The 22,854-nt window shown below is 68.2% G+C and carries 26 protein-coding genes and 1 tRNA gene; 24 read left to right on the top strand and 3 right to left on the bottom strand.

Annotated elements, in window-relative coordinates; genetic code table 11:
• The first annotated feature begins 7 nt into the window (after positions 1-7).
• From ND450_RS28430 to ND450_RS28390, 9 genes are all read left to right on the top strand, one after another.
• Positions 8-178 carry a DUF397 domain-containing protein gene (locus tag ND450_RS28430; RefSeq protein ID WP_253321615.1) on the top strand — a complete coding sequence of 57 codons (171 nt, stop codon included), beginning with the start codon at positions 8-10 and terminating at the stop codon, positions 176-178.
• A 33-nt stretch (positions 179-211) separates the two neighbouring features.
• Positions 212-2,059 (top strand): LamG domain-containing protein, encoded by a 1,848-nt coding sequence (locus ND450_RS28425; RefSeq protein WP_253321614.1) that lies wholly within the window; start codon positions 212-214, stop codon positions 2,057-2,059.
• Between the two features lie 43 nt (positions 2,060-2,102).
• On the top strand, positions 2,103-2,666 hold the full coding sequence (locus ND450_RS28420) for a GNAT family N-acetyltransferase (protein ID WP_253321613.1): 564 nt from the start codon (positions 2,103-2,105) through the stop codon (positions 2,664-2,666).
• 142 nt (positions 2,667-2,808) lie between these two features.
• Complete coding sequence (locus ND450_RS28415) at positions 2,809-3,750, top strand: Ppx/GppA phosphatase family protein (protein ID WP_253321612.1); 942 nt, start codon at positions 2,809-2,811, stop codon at positions 3,748-3,750.
• Between the two features lie 178 nt (positions 3,751-3,928).
• Complete coding sequence (locus ND450_RS28410) at positions 3,929-5,554, top strand: ABC transporter substrate-binding protein (RefSeq protein WP_253321611.1); 1,626 nt, start codon at positions 3,929-3,931, stop codon at positions 5,552-5,554.
• Between the two features lie 121 nt (positions 5,555-5,675).
• The gene (locus ND450_RS28405; protein ID WP_253321610.1) at positions 5,676-6,605 is read left to right on the top strand and encodes an ABC transporter permease; all 930 of its coding nucleotides are present in this window, start codon (positions 5,676-5,678) and stop codon (positions 6,603-6,605) included.
• Positions 6,598-7,572 (top strand): ABC transporter permease, encoded by a 975-nt coding sequence (locus ND450_RS28400; RefSeq protein ID WP_253321609.1) that lies wholly within the window; start codon positions 6,598-6,600, stop codon positions 7,570-7,572. The genes ND450_RS28405 and ND450_RS28400 overlap by 8 nt, the downstream gene beginning before the upstream one ends.
• A 9-nt stretch (positions 7,573-7,581) precedes the next feature.
• Complete coding sequence (locus tag ND450_RS28395; RefSeq protein ID WP_253321608.1) at positions 7,582-8,568, top strand: ABC transporter ATP-binding protein; 987 nt, start codon at positions 7,582-7,584, stop codon at positions 8,566-8,568.
• On the top strand, positions 8,561-9,556 hold the full coding sequence (locus ND450_RS28390; RefSeq protein WP_253321607.1) for an ABC transporter ATP-binding protein: 996 nt from the start codon (positions 8,561-8,563) through the stop codon (positions 9,554-9,556). Before ND450_RS28395 ends, ND450_RS28390 begins: the two co-directional genes overlap by 8 nt.
• Positions 9,557-9,564: 8 nt before the next feature.
• Here ND450_RS28390 and ND450_RS28385 read toward each other — a convergent pair whose 3' ends face one another.
• From ND450_RS28385 to ND450_RS28375, 3 genes are read right to left on the bottom strand one after another with little or no spacing between them, the layout of a single operon-like run.
• Complete coding sequence (locus ND450_RS28385; protein ID WP_253321606.1) at positions 9,565-10,131, bottom strand: chloramphenicol phosphotransferase CPT family protein; 567 nt, start codon at positions 10,129-10,131, stop codon at positions 9,565-9,567.
• Complete coding sequence (locus tag ND450_RS28380) at positions 10,128-10,556, bottom strand: N-acetyltransferase (RefSeq protein WP_253321605.1); 429 nt, start codon at positions 10,554-10,556, stop codon at positions 10,128-10,130. Before ND450_RS28380 ends, ND450_RS28385 begins: the two co-directional genes overlap by 4 nt.
• Positions 10,553-12,010: a S10 family peptidase gene (locus ND450_RS28375; RefSeq protein ID WP_253321604.1), complete on the bottom strand. Its 1,458-nt coding sequence runs from the start codon at positions 12,008-12,010 to the stop codon at positions 10,553-10,555. The genes ND450_RS28380 and ND450_RS28375 overlap by 4 nt, the downstream gene beginning before the upstream one ends.
• Here ND450_RS28375 and ND450_RS28370 point away from each other — a divergent pair.
• The 15 genes from ND450_RS28370 (at position 11,966) to ND450_RS28305 (ending at position 22,718) form a co-directional block, all read left to right on the top strand.
• On the top strand, positions 11,966-12,661 hold the full coding sequence (locus tag ND450_RS28370) for a uracil-DNA glycosylase (RefSeq protein ID WP_371927792.1): 696 nt from the start codon (positions 11,966-11,968) through the stop codon (positions 12,659-12,661). The two genes, ND450_RS28375 and ND450_RS28370, sit on opposite strands and share 45 nt — an antisense overlap.
• A gap of 73 nt (positions 12,662-12,734) precedes the next feature.
• Positions 12,735-13,442 (top strand): hypothetical protein, encoded by a 708-nt coding sequence (locus ND450_RS28365; protein ID WP_253321603.1) that lies wholly within the window; start codon positions 12,735-12,737, stop codon positions 13,440-13,442.
• A 10-nt stretch (positions 13,443-13,452) separates the two neighbouring features.
• Positions 13,453-13,917: an SMI1/KNR4 family protein gene (locus ND450_RS28360; RefSeq protein ID WP_253321602.1), complete on the top strand. Its 465-nt coding sequence runs from the start codon at positions 13,453-13,455 to the stop codon at positions 13,915-13,917.
• Between the two features lie 77 nt (positions 13,918-13,994).
• Positions 13,995-15,173, top strand: coding sequence for a type IV toxin-antitoxin system AbiEi family antitoxin (locus tag ND450_RS28355; RefSeq protein WP_253321601.1), 1,179 nt, complete (start codon positions 13,995-13,997; stop codon positions 15,171-15,173).
• Entirely contained in the window at positions 15,160-15,711 is a 552-nt protein-coding gene (locus ND450_RS28350; protein WP_253321600.1) for a GSU2403 family nucleotidyltransferase fold protein, read from the top strand. The genes ND450_RS28355 and ND450_RS28350 overlap by 14 nt, the downstream gene beginning before the upstream one ends.
• A gap of 12 nt (positions 15,712-15,723) precedes the next feature.
• Positions 15,724-15,981: a hypothetical protein gene (locus tag ND450_RS28345; RefSeq protein ID WP_253321599.1), complete on the top strand. Its 258-nt coding sequence runs from the start codon at positions 15,724-15,726 to the stop codon at positions 15,979-15,981.
• Between the two features lie 61 nt (positions 15,982-16,042).
• The gene (locus ND450_RS28340) at positions 16,043-16,642 is read left to right on the top strand and encodes a DUF4129 domain-containing protein (protein WP_253321598.1); all 600 of its coding nucleotides are present in this window, start codon (positions 16,043-16,045) and stop codon (positions 16,640-16,642) included.
• Positions 16,639-16,989: a hypothetical protein gene (locus ND450_RS28335; RefSeq protein WP_253321597.1), complete on the top strand. Its 351-nt coding sequence runs from the start codon at positions 16,639-16,641 to the stop codon at positions 16,987-16,989. Before ND450_RS28340 ends, ND450_RS28335 begins: the two co-directional genes overlap by 4 nt.
• Positions 16,986-17,927: a MoxR family ATPase gene (locus ND450_RS28330; RefSeq protein WP_253321596.1), complete on the top strand. Its 942-nt coding sequence runs from the start codon at positions 16,986-16,988 to the stop codon at positions 17,925-17,927. Before ND450_RS28335 ends, ND450_RS28330 begins: the two co-directional genes overlap by 4 nt.
• Positions 17,924-19,153, top strand: coding sequence for a DUF58 domain-containing protein (locus tag ND450_RS28325; RefSeq protein ID WP_253321595.1), 1,230 nt, complete (start codon positions 17,924-17,926; stop codon positions 19,151-19,153). The genes ND450_RS28330 and ND450_RS28325 overlap by 4 nt, the downstream gene beginning before the upstream one ends.
• Positions 19,147-19,608: a hypothetical protein gene (locus tag ND450_RS28320; protein WP_253321594.1), complete on the top strand. Its 462-nt coding sequence runs from the start codon at positions 19,147-19,149 to the stop codon at positions 19,606-19,608. Before ND450_RS28325 ends, ND450_RS28320 begins: the two co-directional genes overlap by 7 nt.
• A 142-nt stretch (positions 19,609-19,750) precedes the next feature.
• On the top strand, positions 19,751-21,076 hold the full coding sequence (locus tag ND450_RS28315) for an NAD(P)/FAD-dependent oxidoreductase (RefSeq protein WP_089909411.1): 1,326 nt from the start codon (positions 19,751-19,753) through the stop codon (positions 21,074-21,076).
• A gap of 221 nt (positions 21,077-21,297) precedes the next feature.
• Entirely contained in the window at positions 21,298-21,420 is a 123-nt protein-coding gene (locus tag ND450_RS45765; RefSeq protein ID WP_256238980.1) for a hypothetical protein, read from the top strand.
• The gene (locus tag ND450_RS28310) at positions 21,417-22,523 is read left to right on the top strand and encodes a RimK family alpha-L-glutamate ligase (protein WP_253321593.1); all 1,107 of its coding nucleotides are present in this window, start codon (positions 21,417-21,419) and stop codon (positions 22,521-22,523) included. The genes ND450_RS45765 and ND450_RS28310 overlap by 4 nt, the downstream gene beginning before the upstream one ends.
• Before the next feature lie 118 nt (positions 22,524-22,641).
• Positions 22,642-22,718 (top strand) — tRNA-Leu (locus ND450_RS28305).
• The last annotated feature ends 136 nt before the right edge of the window (positions 22,719-22,854 follow it).

Below are 22,854 nucleotides of genomic sequence, written 5' to 3'. Positions count from 1 at the left end.
GTGCCGCATGTCCGAGTGGCGCAAGAGCAGCTACAGCCCTGAGGCGAGCGACTGCGTCGAGGTCGGCCACGGCGTCGGCCTCCGCGACAGCAAGGCCCCCGCCACCCACCTCCCCGTCTCGCGTGAGGCGTGGGTCGCCTTTCTGAGGTATTCCGTTTCGGCGTCCGCTCGTTCATAGTCTCCAGGGACCATCGACCTGGGGGAACTCGTCTTGATCAACGCCAACGGGCGGAGATTCGCGCTGCCCGCGTTCACCGCCGCACTCGTCCTGCTCGGCTCGGCCACGGCGAGCGCGCACGCGCGCCCGAACCCGCCGACCGACCTGAGCATCGAGTCCCGATCGTGCGAGGCCGGTGTCCTCGTGCCCACTCGCACGCCCACGCTCCGCGCGAAACTGTCCGACGGTCAGGGCTCGAGCGCGGACTTCATCGTTTACCAGGGAGCCGACCGCGTCGTCGAGTTGACCGCGAGCGGCGCATCGTCCGGCTCGTTCGCCGAGGTGGTGGTGCCGCAGGGCGTTCTCGCCGAGGGCGGCATCTACCGGTGGTCGGTGCGCGCGAGCGACGGCAAGCGCAAGTCCAAGTGGGCCGACTGCGGTTTCCAGGTGGACTCCACCGCGCCGGAGCAGCCCGTCGTGACGTCGGTGGACTACCCGAAGGGCGGGTTCAACGGCAGTCCCGGCCGCACCGGCGTCTTCACGTTCGCACCCGGCACCTCGACGGACGTCGTCGGCTACGGCTGGTCATTGAACGTCGACACCTTCGCCAACCGGGTCAGCGCGAACGGTCCGGTCGACGTGCCGATCACGCCGACGGTGAGCGGTCCCAACTCGCTCTACGTCCGTGCGTACGACAGGGCCGGGAACCCGTCGGCCAGGCAGGTCTACGAGTTCATGGTCGCGAGTCCGTCCAAGCCGGTGGCGGCGTGGAACCTCGACGAGACGAGCGGGACGACCGCGGCCGACAGCACCGGACACGGTCATGCGCTGACGTTGCACGGCGCGAGCTTCGGGCCGGGCTACTCGGGCAACGGCCTGATCGGCTCGTCCTCGTCGACCGGTACCGGGGTCGTCGACAGCTCGCGTGCCTTCTCCGTGTCGGCGTGGGTGAAGCTCGGCGAGACGGGCTCCAGCCACGCGGTCGCGGGCCAGCAGAGCGGTTTCTCCCTCGGGTACACGGGTGGTCACTGGTCGTTCGGCACGGCGTCCTCCGCCACGACGCCCTCGGCCGGTGAGTGGACGCACCTGGCCGGTGTGTACGAGCCGGGCAAGGTGTCGCTGTACGTCAACGGAAAGCTCGAAGGCACGGGGAACGCGACGTTCGCGGGCGCCTCGGGGCCGTTCGTCCTCGGCCAGGGGCAGGCGACGGCCGCGGTCGACCACGTCCAGGTGTGGGACCGCGTGCTGAGTGCGGTGGAAGTGGTCAAGCACAACAACCTGGTGGCGGAACGTGCCCACTACCTCCTCGACGAGCGCGAAGGCACCACGGCCAAGGACGAGGTGACGGGCCAGAACGCCACGCTCTCCGGAGGCGTCACCTGGGCGGGCACGCCGCTCGACCCCGACGACCCGAACCAGATCCCGACGAGCAAGGACAAGTGGGCGGGCTTCGACTCGACCGGTCTGATCACCGGTCCGCGTCCGGCGAACCTGCGCACCGACCGGTCGTTCGTGATCTCCGCGTGGGTGCGGCCCCAGGGCGACCTCGCGGCAACCGTGCTCGGGCTGGGCGACGCGCCTTTCGGACTGGCGTACCGGCCGGACAGCAACAGGTGGAGCTTCCAGTGGGGCGAGGAGGTTCTCCTCGCCGACATACCGGTGCTGACGAACGACTGGGTGCACCTCGCCGCGACGTTCGACGCGACCACCGGCACGGTCGCGTTGCACGTCAACGGTACGCGGCAGTCCGGCACGCGGACCGTGCTCCAGCCCGCCGACCTGACCGGTGACCTCGTGGTCGGCCGCGGCTTCACCGGAGCCGTCGACGATCCGCGGGTCTTCTCGGGCTGGATGGACGAGCAGGACGTCAACGATCTGCGCACCGCCTCGACGCACCGTTGAAATCGGGAGGCGCAGGGCGGCGGTCCTTGGCAGGGTGCGAGGTGTGCTCAAGCCCGACTACCCGCTGAAGACCGCCCGCCTGCTGCTCCGCCCGTTCGAACCGGGCGACCTCGACGACTTCTACGCCTACCGCTCGCGCCCGGACGTCTTCCGCTACCTCTACGGCGAGTCCGTCACCCGCGAGGAATGCGCGGAACTCCTCGACAAGCTCATGGCCGACCACGAACTCACCGCCGAAGGTGACCGACTCGCGCTGGCGGTCCACCTCCCGGAGGCCGACCGCGTCATCGGCAGCGCCGTCCTGAAGTGGCGCAGCGAGAGCGACCGCCAGGGCGAGATCGGCTACAGCCTCAACCCCGACTTCCAGGGACACGGCTACGCCACCGAGGCAGCCGCCAAGATGCTCGAACTCGGTTTCGGGCACCTGGGTCTGCACCGCATCGTGGCCGAGTGCGACCCGCGCAACGAGCCGTCCTGGCGGGTGATGGAACGGCTCGGCATGCGCCGGGAGGCGCACTTCCGCGAGCTGGAGATCTTCAAGGGCGAGTGGGGCGACCTCTTCGTCTACGCGATGCTGGAGGAGGAGTACGCACGCGCTCAGGCTTGAGCACCCGGTCACGACCGAACGGCGGGGGGCTGCGGCCGTTCGAGACCACGGACCTCGCTCGCCACCGCGAGGGCGCGCGTGAGCCGGCGGTGGCGTCTGCGCGATGCTTGCCGGAGAACATCCGAACCACTGAGGAGTGCTCATGTCGCGGGTCGCGGCCATCGACTGCGGGACCAACTCGATCCGTCTGCTCGTCGCGGACGTGACCAGGCGTGAGGACGGCACGGCGTGGTTGCGGGACGTCCACCGCGAGATGAAGATCGTTCGGCTCGGCCAGGGCGTGGACGCCACCGGGCGGCTGCACCCCGACGCCATCGAGCGCACCCGCCAGGCCCTCCTCGACTACGCGCGCACGATGCAACGCAAAGGCGTCGAGTCGGCACGGATGGTCGCCACGAGCGCCACGCGGGACGCGAGCAACCGCGACGAGTTCTTCGGCATGACCGAGCAGATCCTCGGCGCGCCCGCGGAGGTGATCACCGGGGACGAGGAGGCGAGGCTCTCCTACCTCGGCGCGGTGGCCGATCTCGACCCGGAAGAGGGACCCTTCCTCGTCACCGATCTGGGTGGTGGCAGCACCGAGTTCGTCCTCGGGACGGGCTCCGAGGTCGAGGCCGCGAGGTCGATGGACATCGGCTGCGTGCGGCTGACGGAGCGTTTCCTGCACTCCGATCCGCCCAAGAAGGACGAAATCGAGAAGGCGGAAGCGTTTGCGCGTGCCGCAATCACACAGGCATTCGAAGTGGTGCCCGTCGAGAAGACGAAGACGTGGATCGGGGTCGCCGGCACCGTTACGACATTGTCAGCCCTGGTCCAGGGGCTGGAGGTGTACAACAGCGACGATATTCACCTCAGCCGCATCACACTTGACAATGTTCGTGAAATCACCGACCGTATCCTCTCCATGACGCATGATGAACGTGCCTCGCTGGGGCCCATGCACCCCGGTCGGGTGGACGTGATCTGCGGTGGAGCGGTGGTACTGCGTGCGATTGCCGACGAGCTCGAGAATCGCGCGGGAATCAGCACGCTCGTGTGCAGCGAGCACGACATCCTCGACGGCATCGCGTTTTCGCTGGTCTAGCGCCGAATTAAGGTGCGCTTGAGGTGATCGTGACAATTTTGTGACCGATTTCGATGCGCGTACTGCTGGACGCCCCGGTTAACGTCCTCTCACGTTTTGGGAGGTGGACGAGACCTCCCGGGGAGGCGCGCGCACGCAATATCTGCGGAGCGGCGCCGGGGAAAGGCGGGAGAGACTGATGTCGCGATCACGGGTTGCGTGGGTGGCTCTGCCAGCCGCGCTCGCCATGACGCTCAGCGCATGCGGTGGCGGCGGCGGTGGCAGCAACAACGCCGCTGATGGCAAGGACAACCCGGACGGCACGGTGTCCATCTACGGCACCGAGCCCAAGAGCACGCTGTTCCCGGCCAACACGACCGAGGCGGGCGGTGGCAAGGTCACCGACTCCCTGTTCTCGCGGCTGGTCGGCTACAAGGCCGAAGACGGCGCGCCCTACAACTTGATGGCTGAAGAGATCAAGTCGGATGACGCCAAGGTCTACAACATCAAGATCAAGCAGGGCTGGAAGTTCCACGACGGCACCGAGGTGAAGGCGAAGAACTTCGTCGACGCCTGGAACTGGGCCGCGTACGCGCCGAACGCGCAGCAGGCAGCGTCGTTCTTCTCCGTGATCCAGGGCTTCGACGAGGTCCACCCGGCCGACGAGAACGCGAAGCCGGCCAAGGACAAGATGTCCGGTCTCGAGCTCGTGGGCGATTACGAGTTCAAGGTCACCCTCAACGGCCCGACCTCGGTCTTCACGACGATGATCGGCTACACGCCGTTCTCGCCGATGGCCGACTCGTTCTTCGCCGACCCCAAGGCGGCCGAGGCCAAGCCGATCGGCAACGGCCCGGTCAAGTTCGTCTCCCGCACGCCGAACGCGCTGATCAAGATGGAGCGCTTCGACGACTACAAGGGCGAGGACAAGGTCCACTTCAAGACCTTGGACTACAAGATCTACTCCTCCCAGGAGACCGCGTACCAGGACCTGGTCGCGGGCAAGCTGGACTTCATGGAGGCCCTGCCCCCGTCGGCCAAGGTCGGCGAGAAGTACAAGGCGGACCTCGGTGACGCCGTCGTGACCGCGAACCTGCTCGGCCAGAGCGCGATCGCGTTCCCGCAGTACATCGACGCCTTCAAGAACGTGAAGCTGCGCCAGGCCGTCTCGATGGCCATCAACCGGGAGCAGATCACGAAGACCGTGCTGGCCGGCTCGTACGTGCCGTCCACGAGCTTCGTCTCGCCCGGCATCAAGGGCTACCGCCCCGACACCTGCGGCGAGTACTGCAAGTACAACCCGGAGAAGGCCAAGCAGCTGTTCCAGGAGTCGGGCTTCACCGGCAAGCTGACCATCCAGTCCAACCAGGACGGTGGCCGCAAGGAGCCGCTCGAGGCCGCGTGCAACAGCATCAAGCAGGCCCTGGGCGTTGAGTGCGAGTTCGTCGGTGCCACCAACTTCGGTGCGTTCCGCCAGATCGTCGACGGCAAGCAGCTGACCGGCATGAGCCGTTCGGACTGGTCGGCCGACTACCCGTCGATCGAGAACTTCCTCAACCCGCTGTACCGCACGGGTGGGTCGTCCAACGACTCGAACTTCTCGAACCCGCAGGTCGACGAGCTCCTCAAGAAGGCCGACAGCACGGCCAACGAGGATGAGGCGATCAAGCTCTACCAGCAGGCGGAGGACATCATCGCCAAGGAGCTGCCCTCCATGCCGACCTGGAACGAGAAGGGCATCGGCGGCCGTTCGAAGAACCTGCTCGACGCCAAGATGTCGTTCAAGCGTCAGGGCGTCCTGGAGTCGTTCCGAGTCAAGGCCTGATTGCCGAACACCTGAGTTCTGAGCACACCGTCCGGCCCCGCGTCCCTCGAGCGTTACGGGCGCGGGGCCGGAGCGGTGTCCAGGACCTTGGGCGCCCCCCACCACGCAAGGAGCCGACCTAATGGGTCGCTATGTGCTGCGCCGTCTGCTGCAGCTGATACCGGTCTTCCTGGGGACCACCTTCCTGATCTACGCCCTGGTCTGGGCGATCCCGCAGGACCCCTTCGCGGGCAAGTGCGGCCAGCGGCCGTGTGACCCGGCCTACATCGCCGAGATGAGCCAAAAGCTCAACCTGAACGACCCGTTGGTCATCCAGTACTTCAAGTACCTGGGCAACCTGGTCGTCGGTGACTTCGGTACCACCTTCAACGGCGTGTCCGTCGGTGAGCAGATCGCCACCTCGTGGCCGATCACCCTCAAGATGGGCATCATCGCGCTGATCATCGAGGCCGTCATCGGCATCATCGCCGGCGTCCTCACCGGTCTGCGCAAGTCGGGCTTCCTGGACAACCTGGTCCTGGTCTCGACCCTGTTCCTGATCTCCCTGCCGGTCTTCGTCACCGGTTTCGTGCTGCGGCTCTACCTCGGCCCGCAGGGCTTCGACCTGATGGACACCTCGGTCAGCTCCGATCCGACGTTCGGCGAGCTGCTCCTGCCCGGCTTCGTGCTCGGCAGCCTCTCCATGGCCTACGTGGCCAGGCTGACCCGCACCAGCATCGTCGAGAACCGCCGCGCCGACTTCGTGCGCACGGCCATCGCGAAGGGCCAGCCGCAGTCCCGCGTCGTCGGCATCCACCTGCTGCGCAACTCGCTGATCCCGGTGATCACGTTCCTCGGCACCGACCTCGGCAGCCTCCTCGGCGGCGCGATCGTCACCGAGGGCGTCTTCAACATCAACGGCATCGGCGGCCTGATCTTCCGCGGCATCCAGGAGAAGGAAGGCGTCATGGTCACGGGCATCGTGACCCTGCTGGTGCTGGTGTACCTGCTGATGAGCCTGCTCGTCGACCTCCTGTACGCCGTTCTCGACCCGAGGATTCGCTATGAGTGACCCAGGATCCGTGTCCGGTGGAGCCGGACTCGAGGCGTCCGCGGCGGCCGGTGTCGACCAGGCCAGCCACCTCGACGACTCGTCGCAGAAGCAGCGCAAGCCCCGTTCGCTCTGGAGCGACGCGTGGGGCGAGCTGCGGCGCAAGCCCACGTTCATCATCTCGCTGGTGATCATCGCGGTCATCGTGCTGATGGCGATCTGGCCGACGCTGTTCACGTCGGTCGACCCGCGCGCCGCGAACCTCGACAAGTCGCTGCAGCCGCCGTCCGGTGACGCGTGGTTCGGCTACGACCTGCAGGGCTACGACGTCTACGCCCGTGCCATGCACGGCGCCCGCGCGTCGCTGCTCGTCGGGTTGTTCGCGACGATCCTGACCGTCCTCATCGGATCGGCCATCGGCATCTTCGCGGGCTACGCCAAGACGTGGATCGACTCGCTGCTGTCGCGCTTCGGCGACATCTTCGCGGGCATCCCGTTCGTGCTCGGTGCCATCGTCATCCTCACGACGCTGAACGCGCCGACGGAGAACCCCGGCGCGTTCCAGATCATCACTCAGGTGGTGCTCTCGATCGCCGTGTTGTCGTGGCCGGTGGCCATGCGCATCATGCGGTCGGCGACGCTGGTGGCGAAGCAGCAGGACTACGTGCGTGCCGCGCGTGGCCTCGGTGCCTCACCGCTGCGGATCGTGTTCCGGCACCTGCTGCCGAACACCGTGGCGCCCGTGCTGGTGTACGCGACGATCGCCCTGGGCGCCTTCATCGGCGCCGAGGCGACGCTCGCGTTCCTCGGCATCGGCCTGCGTCCGCCGGTCGTGTCGTGGGGCGTGATGATCTCGGAGTCGCGCGACTACTTCCAGTCGGCTCCGCACATGCTGCTGTTCCCCGCGGGCTTCGTCACGATCACCGTGCTGGCCTTCGTCATGCTCGGTGACGCCGTGCGCGACGCCCTCGACCCCAAGTCCCGATAGGGGAATCCTGTGACTCAGCCATTGCTGGAGGTCGAGGATCTCCACGTGGAATTCCGCACCCGCGACGGTGTCGCGAAGGTGCTCAACGGCGTGAACTACCACGTCTCCGCCGGTGAAACCCTTGCCGTGCTGGGTGAATCCGGTTCCGGCAAGTCCGTGACCGCCCAGACGATCATGGGCATCCTGGACATGCCGCCGGCGTTCATCACCAAGGGCTCCATCAAGTTCCGCGGTGAGGACCTGCTGACCCAGTCGGCGGAGGCCCGCCGGCAGATCCGTGGCGAGGGCATCGCCATGATCTTCCAGGACGCGCTCTCGGCGCTGAACCCCGTCTTCACCGTCGGGTTCCAGATCGAGGAGCAGCTCAAGGTCCGCCGCGGGATGTCCAAGGCGGACGCCCGCAAGCGGGCGATCGAGCTGCTCGACCAGGTCAAGATCCCGAACGCCAAGGGACGGATCTCGGACTACCCGCACCAGTTCTCCGGCGGCATGCGGCAGCGCGCGATGATCGCGATGTCGCTCGCGCTCGACCCGGAGCTGCTGATCGCGGACGAGCCCACGACCGCGCTGGACGTCACCGTGCAGGCCCAGATCATGGACCTGCTCGCGGAGATCCAGAAGGAACGCGACATGGGCATGATCCTGATCACCCACGACCTCGGCGTCGTCGCCGACGTCGCGGACCGGATCTCGGTCATGTACGCGGGCCGCATCGTCGAGCACGCCGACGTCTACGAGCTGTTCCGCGCGCCGGGGCACCCGTACACGGAGTCGCTGCTCGAGTCCCTGCCCCGCGTCGACCTGCGCGGCCAGGAGCTCAAGACGATCAAGGGTCTGCCGCCGTCGCTGACCAACATCCCGCCCGGCTGCCCGTTCAACCCGCGCTGCCCGCGCGTGTTCGACCGGTGCACCACCGAGGTCCCCGCCGTGCACGACCTCGGCATGGGCCGCACCAGCCGGTGCCACATCGCGGAGGAGGTGGTCGCTCGTGGCTGAGCCGATCCTCGAGGTCGAGAACCTCGTCAAGCACTTCCCGGTCCGCGTCGGCGTGCTGTTCAAGCGCACCGTGGGCCACGTCAAGGCCGTCGACGGCGTCTCGTTCTCGCTGAACAAGGGCGAGACCCTCGGCGTCGTGGGCGAGTCGGGCTGCGGCAAGTCCACCCTGGCCCAGGTGCTGATGCGCCTGGAGCCGCCGACCGCGGGCGTCGCGCGCTTCGAGGGCCGCGACATCTTCGGCATGAAGGGCGCGGAGCTGCGCAAGCTGCGCCGCGACATCCAGATCGTGCTGCAGGACCCGTACACGTCGCTGAACCCGCGCATGACGGTCGGCGACATCGTCGGTGAGCCCTACGAGATCCACACCGAGGTCGCGCCCAAGGGCGACCGGCGGCGCAAGGTCCAGGAGCTGCTGGAGACCGTGGGCCTCAACCCGGAGCACATCAACCGGTACCCGCACCAGTTCTCCGGCGGTCAGCGCCAGCGCATCGGCATCGCGCGTGCTCTGGCGTTGAAGCCGAAGGTGATCGTGTGCGACGAGCCGGTGTCCGCTCTGGACGTGTCGATCCAGGCGCAGGTCATGAACCTGCTGGGCGACCTCCAGTCGGAGATGGGCCTCTCGTACGTCTTCATCGCGCACGACCTGTCGGTGGTCCGCCACCTGTCGGACCGCGTCGCGGTGATGTACCTCGGCAAGATCGTGGAGATCGGCACCGAGGACGAGATCTACGAGCGCCCGATGCACCCGTACACCCAGGCACTGCTCTCCGCCGTGCCGGTGCCGGACCCGACGCAGCGCGGACGTCGTGACGTCATCCGCCTGACGGGTGACGTGCCGTCGCCGATCGACCCGCCCTCGGGGTGCCGGTTCCGCACGCGGTGCTGGAAGGCGCAGGACATCTGCGCGACCGAGGTTCCCGAGCTCGTGGTGCGCAACGGGGGCCACCCGGCCGCGTGCCACTTCGCGGAGGAGCGCGCGGTCGTCTGATCGCTGTTCTACGTGGTCGAGGGGTCGTGCCTGCGGGCGCGGCCCCTCAGCTCGTCGAAGGCCCTCGTGGCCGGTGCCTGGCAGACGAACTGCTTGATGGCTTCCGCGCACTTGCGCGCACTGCTCGTGCCGGTGTCGACCTCGAAGTCGTACACCCCGTGCTGGTGGACGCTCTGAAGCTGTTCCGCCGCCGCGCCGGGTGTGCGGTCACCCCGAGCCCGTTCGCGCCTCTCCAGCTCCTCCGGAGGGCAGTGCACGCCCACGAACACGACGTCCAGGCCGTCCATGACCTCCAGGCAGTCCTGGAGACGCCACGGCTCGCTCAGCACGTGGTCGACCACGACGTCGTTGCCCGCCCGCGCCATTCCCGCCACCGCGCGGTGGAAGCCCGCCCGCGTGCGCCGCAGGACGGCGGCGAGCTCGGGCCCGTCCAGCTCCAGGGTGCGTTCCACGGCGCGCATGGCGCCGAAGGCGTCGACGCCCAGGTGGAACCACGGGGTGTCCAGCACCTCCAAGAGCTCCGCCGCGATGCTCGACTTGCCGGAGCTGGACGTCCCGTTCAGAAAGATGATCACGGCTTGGCCAGGTCCGTGAGCGACACCCCGGGACCGACCTCCCGCGTGCCCGTCTCGACGAACCCGCGCCCCCGGTACAGCGCCAGCGCCGGCTCGTTCTTCGTGCCCGTGCTGACGACCTGCGGCCCGTCCGGCAACGCGTCGAGGAGCCGGGACGCGATCCCGCGACGGTGGGCACGCGGGTGCACGACCAGCCGGTGGATGTCCACAGTGGACCCGTCGAGTCGGTACGACACCGCCCCGGCGAGACCTTCCTCGTCGTACAGCCCGAGGAAGGTCTCGCCGCAGGCGCGGAGCTCGTCGAGCGACTCGTGCAGCGGCGGGATGCCGTCGAAGCCGATGAGCTCGGCCTCGACGGCGTACGCCAGACGTTGCACCGTCCACAGCTCGTGCAGGACGGTGTCGTCGGACAGGTCGAGGATCACGTGTTGGACGAGTTCCGCACGAACGCCGCCAGGTCCTCGGACTGCCGCACGCGCGACGGCTCGTGGACGTACATCATGTGGCCGGCCGGGTAGTAGGCCGACTCGATGTTCGCCGTGAGCTCCTTCGGGATCTGCAGGTGCGCGATGAGGTGCTCGGCCGCGAAGTACGGCGTGGCGCCGTCGAACCAGCCGAAAGCGACGTGGACCTTCAGGTGCGGGTTGGCGCGCATCGCCGCGGAGAGCTTGCCCGCCGTCGTGACGTGGCGGCCCTCGAACTCCTTGTACGACCAGTTCTCGATGACCCGTGCGAGGACCTCGTACGGCAGGTCGCTCTTGTAGCCGAGTTCGGCGTGCACGTAGTGGTTGAGCACCGCCGAGTACGGGCCGAGGATCGCGTCGATGGACGGGTCCGCGGAGATGCCCTCGCGGCCGTAGTCCGTGTCCCAGCCGGTGAAGCGGCCGTCGATGCGGCCGACGGTCTTGCGGTCGCGGCGCAGCAGTTCGGTGAAGAACCGGATGTGCTCGATGCGCAGGTCGACCGCGTCCACGTACTCCTCGGACAGGCCGGTGAGCCGCGCGAGCTTCTCGATGGTCGCGGCGCGCTCGACGTCGCTGAGCCGGTTGCCGCGCGCGAGGGCGTAGGGGTAGTCGCGGACCGCGAACTCCTCGGCCTCGGCGAGCACCTCCTCGAGCGAGCGGTCGCCGTGCAGGCCGTGGTAGTGCGCGATGGCCGCGTACGTCGGCAGGAAGAGCGTGTAGCCGAGGTCGTGGCCCTCGTTGAACTCCAGCGTCGCGAAGTCGAGCACGCTCGAGATCAGCATGAGCCCGTTGAGGTACATGCCGTACTTCTTCTGCAGGTGCTCGGCCAGACCGGCCGCGCGCAGCGTGCCGTACGACTCGCCGCAGAGGTACTTCGGCGACATCCACCGGCCGTTGCGGGCCGTCCAGAGCCGGATGAGCTCGCCGATGGACTCGATGTCGGGCTGGTAGCCGTGGTAGCTGCCGGGCTTCTCACCCTCGGCGGCGCGCGAGAACCCGGTCGACACCGGGTCGATGAACACCAGGTCGCTGTCCGCGAGGAGCGTCTCCTCGTTGTCCGCGATCCCGTACGGCGGCGGCGTGAGGTCGCCGACGTCGCCGCTGAGCACCCGGCGCGGCCCGAGGAGCCCCATGTGCAGCCACACGCTGGCGGAGCCGGGGCCACCGTTGAACGCGAACGTCACGGGCCTCTTCAGCGGGTCGGCGCCGTCGAGCGTGTACGTGGTGACGAAGACCTCGGCCTTGGGCTTGTGCCCCTCGAACACGCCGTCCTTCATCACCTCCTCCTTGAGCACGATCCGCCCGGTGGTGGCGGTGTAGTTCAGCTCGCGGCCCTTGACGGTGATGCTGTGCTGGGTGGTGACCAGATCATCAGCGGGAGACGATGGCTTCTCGTCGGTCTTCTCCTCGGACATGGGAGCAACATTACGGAACTCGACGAACGGATCACGGCCTGCCGAGCGTGCCCGCGCCTGGTCGCGTGGCGCGAGTCCGTGGCGTCCGTGAAGCGCGCGGCGTTCCTGGACCAGGAGTACTGGGGCAGGCCGGTCCCGGGCTTCGGTCCCCTCGACGCCTCGCTGCTCATCGTGGGCCTCGCACCCGCCGCGCACGGCGGCAACCGGACCGGCCGGATGTTCACCGGCGACCCGTCCGGCGACTTCCTGTACCGGGCGTTGTACGAGGTGGGGATGGCTTCGCAGCCCACGGCCGTGTCCCGGGACGACGGCATGGAGCTCTACGGCGTGCGCATGGCCTCGCCCGTGCGGTGCGCACCGCCCGAGAACAAGCCGACCGCCGAGGAACGGGACCGGTGCTCGCCGTTCCTGCGCGAGGAGATCTCGTTGATGCCGAACCTGAGGTCGGTCATGGTGCTCGGTGGGTTCGGGTGGAAGGCGTTCCTGCCGCTGGTGGGGGTCGCGCGGCCGCCGAAGTTCGGGCACGGGGTGGAGGTGCTCGCCGGTGGGGTGCGGGTGTTCGGGTGCTACCACGTGTCGCCGCACAACACGTACACCGGACGGCTGACCCAGGAGATGCTGCAGGACGTGCTGAGGAAGGCGAAGGGCTAGTGGTGGGTGAAGGGCGAACTACGCGATCATCGACGAGCAGGGCTGGGAGCTGTACTTCTCGAACGGCGGCGCGGTGTCGTTGCTCGGGACGTTCGCGGCCGGGCCCGCGTACGCGATCGAGTACGTCCGTGACGAGCGGCCGGCCGAGGCATGGCTGGATGACGTCTGGTGCGAAGGCGCCGCCCTCATCGACACCGTGAGCCACGTCCTGGTGCTCTTCACCTGGCACCACGACGGCGTCGGAGACAGGGCACGTCGCTCGACCGCGATCAAAACCGCTTGGCCTGGCTGGGAGGTCCGCTGGGCGTACGGCGGGATTGAGGACGTGGTCGCGTACCTCGGGCTCGACAGGGCCTCCGTCCGTGTCGCCCACCGCAGGGAGTTCGTACCGTTGCCTGGGTCGATCGAGTACCCGGAAGACGACAACTGCGTGGTGACGGTCCGGCACGCCGGCGGTGTGGTGTACGGGTACCGGCTGCAACACGTGCATTGCGAGCCGCGGTGGGCCGGGCCCGGGTTGTTGGACGGGCTTGCGGCACTGACTCCTGTGCGGTCCTGGGAGCCCCAGTCGAAGCACGACTGCGGCCCTGAGCTCGGCTTGCACTTCGACCTCGCGAGCCTTGAGCTCGGCTTCTGGACGGTCGAGAACTTCACCGGCACCGTCGAGGAGATCGCGGCCCGCTGGCCGGGCTGGCGGGTCGTGTTCTGGGAGGACCGCCACGAGGAGCAGACGCTCCGTTGTGGCGACGACTTCCGGACGTTTCCGTTCGCCTCCACTTAGGATCCGGTCCGTGAACTTCTGGGCCGACGGCACCTACGGCGTCCAGGCACCTCTCACCGACGAGGCCGTCCGCGACGCCGAAGCACTCCTCGGCGTGCGCCTTCCGCAAGCCCTGCTGGAGCTGCTGCGCGTCCAGAACGGCGGCACGGTGGTCGGAGAGCGGAACGCCTTCCCGACCACCGAGCGCACCTCGTGGGCACCGGACCACGTGCCGTTCGACAGCTTGATGGGCATCGGCACCGCGGAGGGCACGCTGTCCCTGCTCGACACGCCCTACCTGGTCGAGGAGTGGGGACTGCCGTCCCCGGTGGTGCTGCTGACCGGCGACGGCCACACGTGGATCGCCCTCGACTACCGGGAAGGCGGCGAACCGCCGGTCGTGTGGCTTGACGCCGACGACGAGTCGGAGCTGCGGCTGGCGCCGGACCTGCCCACGTTCCTGGCCGGCTTGGTGCCCGAGAACAGCTTCGACTGACCTGCCGGTGTGCAGGCACGAGCTTCACGGCCCGAGAGGCAGGCCGAATCTCACCCGATCGTGCTCTGGGTGAACCCTTGCGACAGCGCGTTCCGCAAACCATCATGTTCCATGTGTCGCGGAACAGCCGGGAACGTGGAACGGGTGAAATCGAGCTGATCTCGTCCGCGCTGCGTGCCATCCGTTCCGCACTGCCTTCGACCTGGACTGTCGAGGCCGGTGCACAGGTGCCACGGATCGAGTCCCGTCGCGGGTACGTCCCGGATGGCCAGGTGCTCATCACGGCGCCGGATGGGGCGAGCGCGACGGTGCTGCTCGAATGCAAGAGCGCCGTGGTGCCGAGAGATGTGCACACCGTTGCCAAGCAGCTCGAGCACTACGCCATGGCTGCGGAGGAGCACGGATTCGAAATCGGTGGGTCGATGTTGGTGGCGCCCTTCGTGTCACCGACGACCCGCGCGCAGATTGAGCGTCACGAGCTCATGGGTTGGTTCGATCTGACCGGAAACCTGCGCCTGCGACTTGATCGGCCAGCTCTCTTCCTCGACCGCGCAGGCGCGGATCGGAGCGGATTTCGCGATCCCGCTGACCGGCTGCTCAAGTCCCTTCGCGGTCCCGCTGCGGCGAAGGTCGTTCTGGAACTCTGCGACACACCTGTACCTGTCGGAGTGAGGGATCTTGCCGCGCGTGCACAGGTCGGTGCCGCCACGAGCGCACGGGTGTTGGAGTTGTTGCACCGAGAAGCCGTCATCACGAGAGCTGAGGACGGGACGGTGACCGCTGTGCGCCGGCGGGCGTTGGTCGACCGATGGGTCCAGGACTACAAAGTGACGTCGTCCAACGAAGTCATCGCCACCTTGGATCCGCGTGGACTGAATCACGCAATGGCGGCCTTGAGCACGGTGGACTCGCGCGTTGCTCTGACGGGATCCGCGGCTGCTCGCGCGTACTTGCCGCCTGGCCTGACACCGGTCTCACCCATGGTGTCACTGAGCTTGTACGCCGAGGATCCGATCGGACTAATGGAACATCTCGGTCTGAGACCTGTCGAACGAGGAATGAACGTGTTCGTGATGCGGCCGTACGACGATGTCGTCTACACGCGATCAAGAAAAGTCGGAGAGCTCGACTACGTGGCTCCCGCACAGGTCGTGGCTGATCTTTTGACGGGGCCGGGTCGTTCGACGGAAGAAGCCGAGCAACTGATGGCAGTGCTCGAAACCGGTGAAACTGGATGGAAGAATGATCTCGCCTGAGTACGTCCAGGCGCGGGCGGTGTTGCTCGACGCCCTCGAAGGATTGGGTGCGCACCGCGATGCGGTGGTTCTCGTTGGCGCACAGGCGGTTTATCTGCACGCAGGTACGGCGGACTTCGCGACCGCGCCCACCACGACCGATGCAGACCTCGCGCTCATCCCGGAGATGCTGGCGGACGAACCCGCTGTCGTGGATGCCATGCGCAAGGCCGGATTCGTACCGGGCACTCAACCAGGTAGGTGGCTGGGATCTGGTGAGATCGCGGTTGACCTGATGGCACCGGAAGCGTTGTGCGGTGGCAGCTCGAAACACCGATCTGCGCGCCTTCAGCCTCCGCACGGCGACACGATGACCGCTCGCAGAACGCTTGGGCTCGAAGCGGCGGTGGTGGACAACGAACTCCGTGTGATCTCGGCGTTGGATTCGACGGACTCGCGATCGTTCGACATCAAGGTCGCGGGTCCCGGAGCGCTTCTCGTCTCGAAGGTCATCAAGGTCGCGGAGCGGCGAGAAGCGCCTCATCGGTTGAAACCGTAGGACGGACTGGACGTGCTCCGTCTCCTTCGCGCGGAGCAGGACATCACGAGACTGGCGCGCGGACTCCACTCCCTGGTCTCGAACGAGCTGTCGGGTCCGGTGACCGAAAAGGCCGTGCGGGAACTCCGAGTGCTGGCGGCGAGTCCCGATGACCTGCTTCCGGCACTTGCCGCGAAAGCTGAAGAGGACTTCGGTGACCCGGACGAGATCAAGATGTCCATGGTCGTACTGGTTGACGAGCTCCTGCGCGAGTTCGGTCGCGTGAGCTGAAATCCGACTGACCGACCAAAGGATCATCCGAAGTCCGCCCGCACGTGTAAGGCTGCTCGTCATGAAGTGGTGGCGGGCCGGGGTGGCGGTGGCGGCGTTGCTGATCGTCGTCGTCGCGGCCGGCGGCACGTCGCCCGTCACCTTCGTCAACCGCCTCGACGACCGCCCGCCCCCGCAGGACTCCAGCCCCCGCGCCGACCTCCCGCTGCCGACCGACCTGCCGGACGCCCTGGCCGTGCCGCTGACCGCGTACCTGCTCCTCCTGGCCGGGCTCGTGCTGTTCGGGCTGGTCGGGATCGTCCTCGCGGTCGAGCTGCCGCGGTGGCGCCGCCGGAAGGGCGTCCGCGGGGTCGAGGTCGAGGCCGCCGAATTCGGGGAGACTGCGGTGGTGCGGCGCGTCGAGAAGGCGTTGCAGGAGTTCACCTCGCACCCCGGCCGGCCGCCTCGTGACGCCGTGATCGCCGCCTGGCTCGCCCTCGAACGGGCCGAGGAACGCCTGCCGCACCAGACGCCCACCGAGTTCACCGAGAAGCTCGGCGTGGACGCGGTGGTGCTCAAGGACCTCTACCAACGCGCGCGGTTCGGGCACGAGGACGTGACGGCGGCACAGGCCGAGAAGGCCCGGAACGAGCTGAGCCGCATCGTCCGGGAGCTCGCGTGAAGACCGCGCTGGCACTCGTCGTCGGGGTGGTCGTCGGCGTCGTGATCTGGTTCCTCGGCGCCTCGCCCGAGTGGGCCGCGGTGCTGGCGGTGCCGCCGACCGCGTTCGGCGTGCTGGTCAGCAGGGTGCCGCGCGCCACCGACATCGTCTGGAGCTCGGCGCCGCCGCCTCCCGGGTCGATCAGCACCGCGCACGCCAGCACGCTCGCGAGCAGGCTGGCCGAGGCGGCGGAGGACCCGAGGCGCTACCGGGAACGGTTCCGCGCCCGGTTCGCGCGGCTGGGGATCGAGGCGTCCGAGATGCCGGATCCGGAAGAACTCGCGGAAAGGCTCAGGAGGGTCGAGTGACGATCGCACGGGAGGCCGAGGCCGTCCTCGACGAGATCGGCAAGGTCGTCGTCGGGCGCACCCGGACGCTGCGGCTCGCGCTCGCGGCCGTGCTGGCGGGTGGGCACGTGCTGCTGGAGGACGTGCCGGGGCTCGGCAAGACGCTGATCGCGCGGTCGCTCGCGCAGGCGCTGAGCCTCGAGTTCCGCCGCCTGCAGTGCACGCCGGACCTGCTGCCCGCGGACGTCACCGGGTCGTTCCTCTACGACCCCGGCAGCCGCGAGTTCGAGTTCCACCGGGGACCGGTGTTCACCGGGCTGCTGCTGGCCGACGAGATCAACCGCACGCCGCCGAAGACGCAGTCCGCGCTGCTGGAGGCCATGCAGGAGCGGCAGGTCACGGTCGAGGGGCGCACGTTCGAGCTGCCCAGGCCGTTCCACGTGCTCGCGACCTCGAACCCGGTCGAGTACGAGGGCACCTACCCGTTGCCCGAGGCGCAGCTCGACCGGTTCCTGGTGCGGCTCGACATCGGCTACCCGCCCGCCGAGGAGGAGGTCGAGGTGCTGCGGCGCCGGATCGCCCGGCAGCGCGAGGAGGCCGAGGTGGCGCCGGTGCTCGCGGAAGGCCGGCTCGCCGAGCTGCAGGCCGAGCTGGAGAAGACCACTGTGGACGACGATCTCCTGCGGTACTGCGTCGACCTGGCCGTCGCCACGCGCAGGCACCCGTCCGTCGAGGTCGGGGCGTCACCTCGGGGCGCGCAGGCGCTCGTGCTCGTCGCCCGCGCACTGGCCACTGTGGACGACCGCGCGTTCGTGACGCCCGAGGACGTCAAGGAGTGCGCGGTGGCCGTGCTGGCGCACCGGCTGGTGATGAAGCCCGAGACGTGGACGTCCGGTGTGACCGGCGTGCAGGTCGTCACCGAGCTGCTCGGCAAGGTCCCGGGCCCACCCAGCTCATGAGCAGGGCCGACAGGATCAGGGAGGCCTTCGCCCAGTCGCACGGCGCGCACTGGCACCCCACGGACGCGTACTCGCGCGCCGTCTGGCTGGGGGTCGGGCTCGTCGTCGCCGGGATGTTCCTGCACGAGGTCGAACTGGTGCTGTTCGGTGTGCCGCTGATCCTGTCCGTGCTGCTGACCTCCAAACCCCGAGGCACCCCGACGGTCAGCGTGCGTCCCGTGCCGCGCGGGGCGGGCCTGGGCGTCGTGCACACCGTCGCGCACGTCGACGGCGCGGACGCCGAGATCGCCGTGGTCAAGCTGCCCGGCGGCGCCAGGGTCGTGCCCGCGCACTCGCCCGACCTGCCGGTGGAGATCCGGCGCGACGCCTGGGGACCGGGCGTCGACCTGCGGCTGGACCATCTGTTCGCCGGTCCGGACGGCATGCACGTCTACGGTCCGGTCGTCGGCGTCGAGCACGTCCGCACGATCCTGCCGCCGGTCGAGCACCACCCGTCCGGACCGCTGCCGCCGCGGCCCGCCGGACTGGTCGGCATCCACCGCTCGCCGCGGGCCGGCGACTCGACCGAGCTGCGCGACATCAGGGCGTTCCAGCCGGGGGACAGGCTCAAGCGCGTCGACTGGCGCGTCACGACCCGCACCGGCACCCTGCACGTCCGCGAGCGGCACGCCGAGGCCGACGCGGAGGTCGTGCTGGCCCTCGACACGCGCGCGGACGTCGGCGCGGAGGTGGCGGACTGGTCCTCGCCCCACCAAGGCTCCTCGACCCGCCCTGGCGGCAGCCTGGACCGCGCGGTGCGGAGGGCGGCGTCGATGGCCGCGGGATACCTGCGGCAGGGCGACCGGGTGGCGTTGATGGACCTCTCGCGCCCGCAGCTCAACGTCCGTTCCGGAGTCGGGCGGCGGCACCTGATGCGCATCCGCACGCAGCTCGTCGTGTGCGTGCAGGCCGCCGGGTGGTCGTCGCACGTGGCGTTGCGCAGACTCCCGCACGGGAGCGTGGTCGTGCTGCTGTCGCCGTTCCTCGACGACGAGATCGCGGAACTGGCCGTGTCCACGCGCAGGCACGGTCACGTGGTGCTCGCGATCAACACGCTGCCGCTGCCGTTGACGCCCGATCCCGAGACGCCGTGGGGCGAGGTCGCGGCCGAGGTGATCGCGGCGGAGCACCGGCTGAGGCTGCGGCGCATGGCCGAGCACGGGGTGGCGGTGACGCGCGAATGCTGATGCGGCTGGCGATCGTGCTCGCGGCGCTGCCCGTGGCGGTGGTCCTGCACCTGGAGTCGTCGTCGATCGGGCCGTTGCTGATCGTTTCCGGGCTGACGGTGCTCACCGTCCTGATGCCGGGGAGCGCGGGAGCGGCGTTGCTGATCGGCTACGCGGCACTCGCGACGGCGTTCGCCGACGGGCACCCGCTGCGGCTCGGTGTGCTGGTGTTGATCCCGGCGTTGCACCTCGTTCACATCACTTCCGCGCTCGCCGCGGTCGTTCCGGTGAAAACGAGAATCGAAGCCGCCGCGCTGAAAGCACCGGCACGCCGGTTCACCATTGTCCAAGTGATCACATTTGTCGTCACGGCGTTCGCCGCGGTCGTACCTTCGAGTGCCGGGATCGGCCTCGTGGAGGTGCTCGGACTGGGCGCTCTGACGGTCGTCATCGGGGTCGTGGCGCTGAGGATCTGAATCGACACTCTCAGGGAGAACGTCTCAGGTTCAGCTCAAGTCGCAGGTCAGCCGGGAGGGTGTCCGGCATCACCCGGCGACGGTAGTCACAACGGCCCCTCCGGACGCGCGAAAAAGGGGGTCCTGGTGCGACCATGTGTGTATGGCTGCTGTGAAGTCGAACCCCACGAGGATTGTTATCGTCGGCGGCGGTTACGTCGGGATGTACACGGCTCTCGGACTGCAGAAGAAACTGCGCTCCGGTGAGGCCTCCGTCACGGTGATCGACCCGCAGCCGCACATGACCTACCAGCCCTTCCTGCCCGAGGCGGCGGCCGGCTCGATCGAGCCGCGCCACGTCGTCGCTCCACTGCGCAAGGTGCTCAAGCGCTGCCACGTCGTCACCGGCCGCGTCACGAAGATCGAGCACTCGCGCAAGATCGTGACCGCCGAGCTGTCGGACGGCCACGTCGAGGAGATCGAGTACGACGTGCTCGTCTCCGCGCTGGGTGCGATCTCCCGCACGCTCCCGATCCCCGGCCTGGCCGAGGTCGGCATCGGCATGAAGACGATCGGCGAGGCGATCTACGTCCGCAACCACGTGCTCTCGCGCCTGGACCAGGCCGCCAGCACCAACAACGCGGACCTGCGCAAGAAGCTCCTGAGCTTCGTCGTGATCGGTGGTGGCTTCGCGGGCATCGAGACGCTCGCCGAGCTCGAGGACATGACGCGGTATGCGCTCAAGTACTACGAGGGCATCAAGCCCGAAGAGATGAACTGGGTCCTCGTCGAGGCGATGGGCCGGATCATGCCCGAGGTGTCCGCCAAGCTCGGCGCGTGGACCGTCGAGGCGCTGGAGAAGCGCGGCATCAAGATCTACCTCGACACCCGCGTGAAGTCGCTCGAGGGTGGCCACGTCATCCTCGACGACGGCACCGAGTTCGACTCGGACACGATCATCTGGACCGCCGGCATGAAGGCGAACCCGGTGCTGCGCAACACGGACCTCCCGCTCGACGAGCGCGGCCGCGTCCGGTGCACCGCCGCCATGCAGGTCCAGGGCCTCGACGGCGTGTGGGCCGCCGGTGACTGCTCCGCGGTGCCGGACCTCTCGCGCACCGACGAGGACCCGACGGCGACGTGCGTGCCGAACGCGCAGCACGCCATCCGCCAGTCGAAGCTGCTCGCGAAGAACATCGTCGCGTCGCTGCGCGGCCAGAAGCCGAAGGACTACTTCCACAAGTACCTCGGCTCGGTCGCGGGCCTCGGCCTCTACAAGGGCGTCGCGGACGTGTTCGGCCTGCGCTTCAAGGGCGTGCCGGCGTGGTTCATGCACCGCAGCTACCACGTCGCGTTCATGCCGACCGTGAACCGCAAGCTGCGCGTGCTGATGGACTGGACGCAGGCGCTGTTCTACGGCCGCGAGGTCGTCGCCCTGGGCCAGATCAACGACCCGAAGTCGGACTTCGACCGCGCGGTGCAGTCCTGACGCGCCTGCCGACGCAGGGTTAGTCCTTACTCCCTGTGAGTGCACAAGTGCCCCGAACGAGACTTCGTTCGGGGCACTTCGTTGGTCTGGAGGCGGAACTTGAGCCCCCGATCGGAGTAAGCTCCGAGGGTCGTCTTGACATTGCGTTACGTGTTTCGGAGACTACGGCTGGTGCATCACCTGAATGCGTGATTCGCCATGTGGGGAGAGAGGTGATCCCGATGTCTCTCGAGGAGCTGGCCGCACAGCTTCGTCGTGGCGAGATCGAGGACCCCGCGTTGGCGCAGTACGCCGCAGAGTACGCGCAGGCGGGGCAGGTTTTCCGCAGCAAGAAGGACGATTGACCAGGTCGGCTGACGGGCGGGTGCCGGGTGCCCCGTCCGAGGCTGCGAGGCCCCTTCTCCTGCAGGGCCAGGAGTACCTCTTCCGTTCCCCGCCCAAGTGCCTCGACTTCCAGGAGCAGGTCCACCGCCTCGGCATGGTCGACGAGGGCGACGGCAACCCGCAGCCCTGCGTGCTCGTCCTGGCCCGCGCCGCCGACATGGAGATGAACGAACTCTCCATCGCCCTGGCAGAGCGCGGCATCCGCATGGCCCGCATCGACGCCGACCGCTGCGTCGACCTCCCGCTGTCGGTCTACACCGACCAGCCCCTCGTGGAACTGGACCGCTGGCTCCTGCGCCCACTGCTGGTCTGGCGCCGCCACTTCGAACTCTCCGCGGTCCCCGTCGAACCGGGCACCCTCGCCGGCGCCTACGCCGTCGACCAGTGGGCCTCAGTGGCCAACTGGCTGTCCTCACGCTCCGACTGGGCCCACGTGAACCCGTCGCGCTTCTCAACGCACCTGGACCGCCTCACGCAGCTCTCCGACGCCAGCTCGTTCGGACTGCGCGTACCCCGCACGGCTGTGACGACTCGACCGGGCCGCACCCGCCCAGGAGGCGGCAGCTGCATCGTCAAAACAGCCGGCCGCCACCTCCTGGAGCCACGCCCAGGCGTCCAGCACGGCCTCTTCCCACGCCCCCTGGAGACCTCCAGGGCGTCAGACGCCCCGGAACCCGCCCCGGTGATCGTCCAGGAGTACGTGCCGTCGGAGACGGAACTGCGCGTCTTCGTGGTGGGCGAGCAGTGCATCGCCTACCAGGTCGACAAACTGGACCCGGCCCAACTCTGGGTGGATCCCGACGCGGTCCGCGTCACGAGGACCACGGTCCCGACGTCCCTCTCGGACAAGTTGCTCGCCCTAGCCCGCCACTGGCGCGTGCAGGTGGCGGCATTCGACCTGCTCGTGACCGCCGGCGGAGACCACGTGTTCCTGGAGATCAACGTCAACTGCGACTGGCGCTGGTTCGAGCACAGGGCCGACGACAACAGCGTCTCCACGGCCGTGCACGACTGGGTGGCACTGCGCTTCAAGGAGCTGCTCGGCGCCGGAAGGGGACGCTGATGCCCGCGACCGTTCGACGCTTACGGGAGTGCTCGCTCTAGTCCAATTCGCTGGGCCGCTCGGGCGAGAAACGACCATCCGCTCACACAAGCCGACGATCAAGGCCTAGGCTCACCGCGCCCCCGTAGCCCAATCGGTAGAGGCAGGTCCCTTAAAAGGATCACAGTACGGGTTCGAATCCCGTCGGGGGTACCAACTAGATCCGCATAAGGATTCGGTGCCTGATCAGGCGTTTCACTGGTTTCGCAGGTCGCTTCGGCGATCCGTTCGGCTGCTTCGGCTACCTCCAATAGATGCGCGGAGGGGAGCCGGAGAGTAACCAAAAGATGAT

This window comes from Lentzea sp. HUAS12 (assembly GCF_024125735.1).
Lineage (GTDB): Bacteria > Actinomycetota > Actinomycetes > Mycobacteriales > Pseudonocardiaceae > Lentzea > Lentzea albida.
This window is presented reverse-complemented; position numbering and strand designations above follow the sequence as displayed.

Coding starts and splice junctions, on each gene's coding strand:
- ND450_RS28430 (WP_253321615.1), top strand. CDS start 8: ATGTCCGAGTGGCGCAAGAGCAGCTACAGCCCTGAGGCGAGCGACTGC.
- ND450_RS28415 (WP_253321612.1), top strand. CDS start 2,809: ATGTCGCGGGTCGCGGCCATCGACTGCGGGACCAACTCGATCCGTCTG.
- ND450_RS28410 (WP_253321611.1), top strand. CDS start 3,929: ATGTCGCGATCACGGGTTGCGTGGGTGGCTCTGCCAGCCGCGCTCGCC.
- ND450_RS28405 (WP_253321610.1), top strand. CDS start 5,676: ATGGGTCGCTATGTGCTGCGCCGTCTGCTGCAGCTGATACCGGTCTTC.
- ND450_RS28400 (WP_253321609.1), top strand. CDS start 6,598: ATGAGTGACCCAGGATCCGTGTCCGGTGGAGCCGGACTCGAGGCGTCC.
- ND450_RS28375 (WP_253321604.1), bottom strand. CDS start 12,010: ATGTCCGAGGAGAAGACCGACGAGAAGCCATCGTCTCCCGCTGATGAT.
- ND450_RS28350 (WP_253321600.1), top strand. CDS start 15,160: ATGATCTCGCCTGAGTACGTCCAGGCGCGGGCGGTGTTGCTCGACGCC.
- ND450_RS28340 (WP_253321598.1), top strand. CDS start 16,043: ATGAAGTGGTGGCGGGCCGGGGTGGCGGTGGCGGCGTTGCTGATCGTC.
- ND450_RS28325 (WP_253321595.1), top strand. CDS start 17,924: ATGAGCAGGGCCGACAGGATCAGGGAGGCCTTCGCCCAGTCGCACGGC.
- ND450_RS28320 (WP_253321594.1), top strand. CDS start 19,147: ATGCTGATGCGGCTGGCGATCGTGCTCGCGGCGCTGCCCGTGGCGGTG.
- ND450_RS28315 (WP_089909411.1), top strand. CDS start 19,751: ATGGCTGCTGTGAAGTCGAACCCCACGAGGATTGTTATCGTCGGCGGC.
- ND450_RS45765 (WP_256238980.1), top strand. CDS start 21,298: ATGTCTCTCGAGGAGCTGGCCGCACAGCTTCGTCGTGGCGAGATCGAG.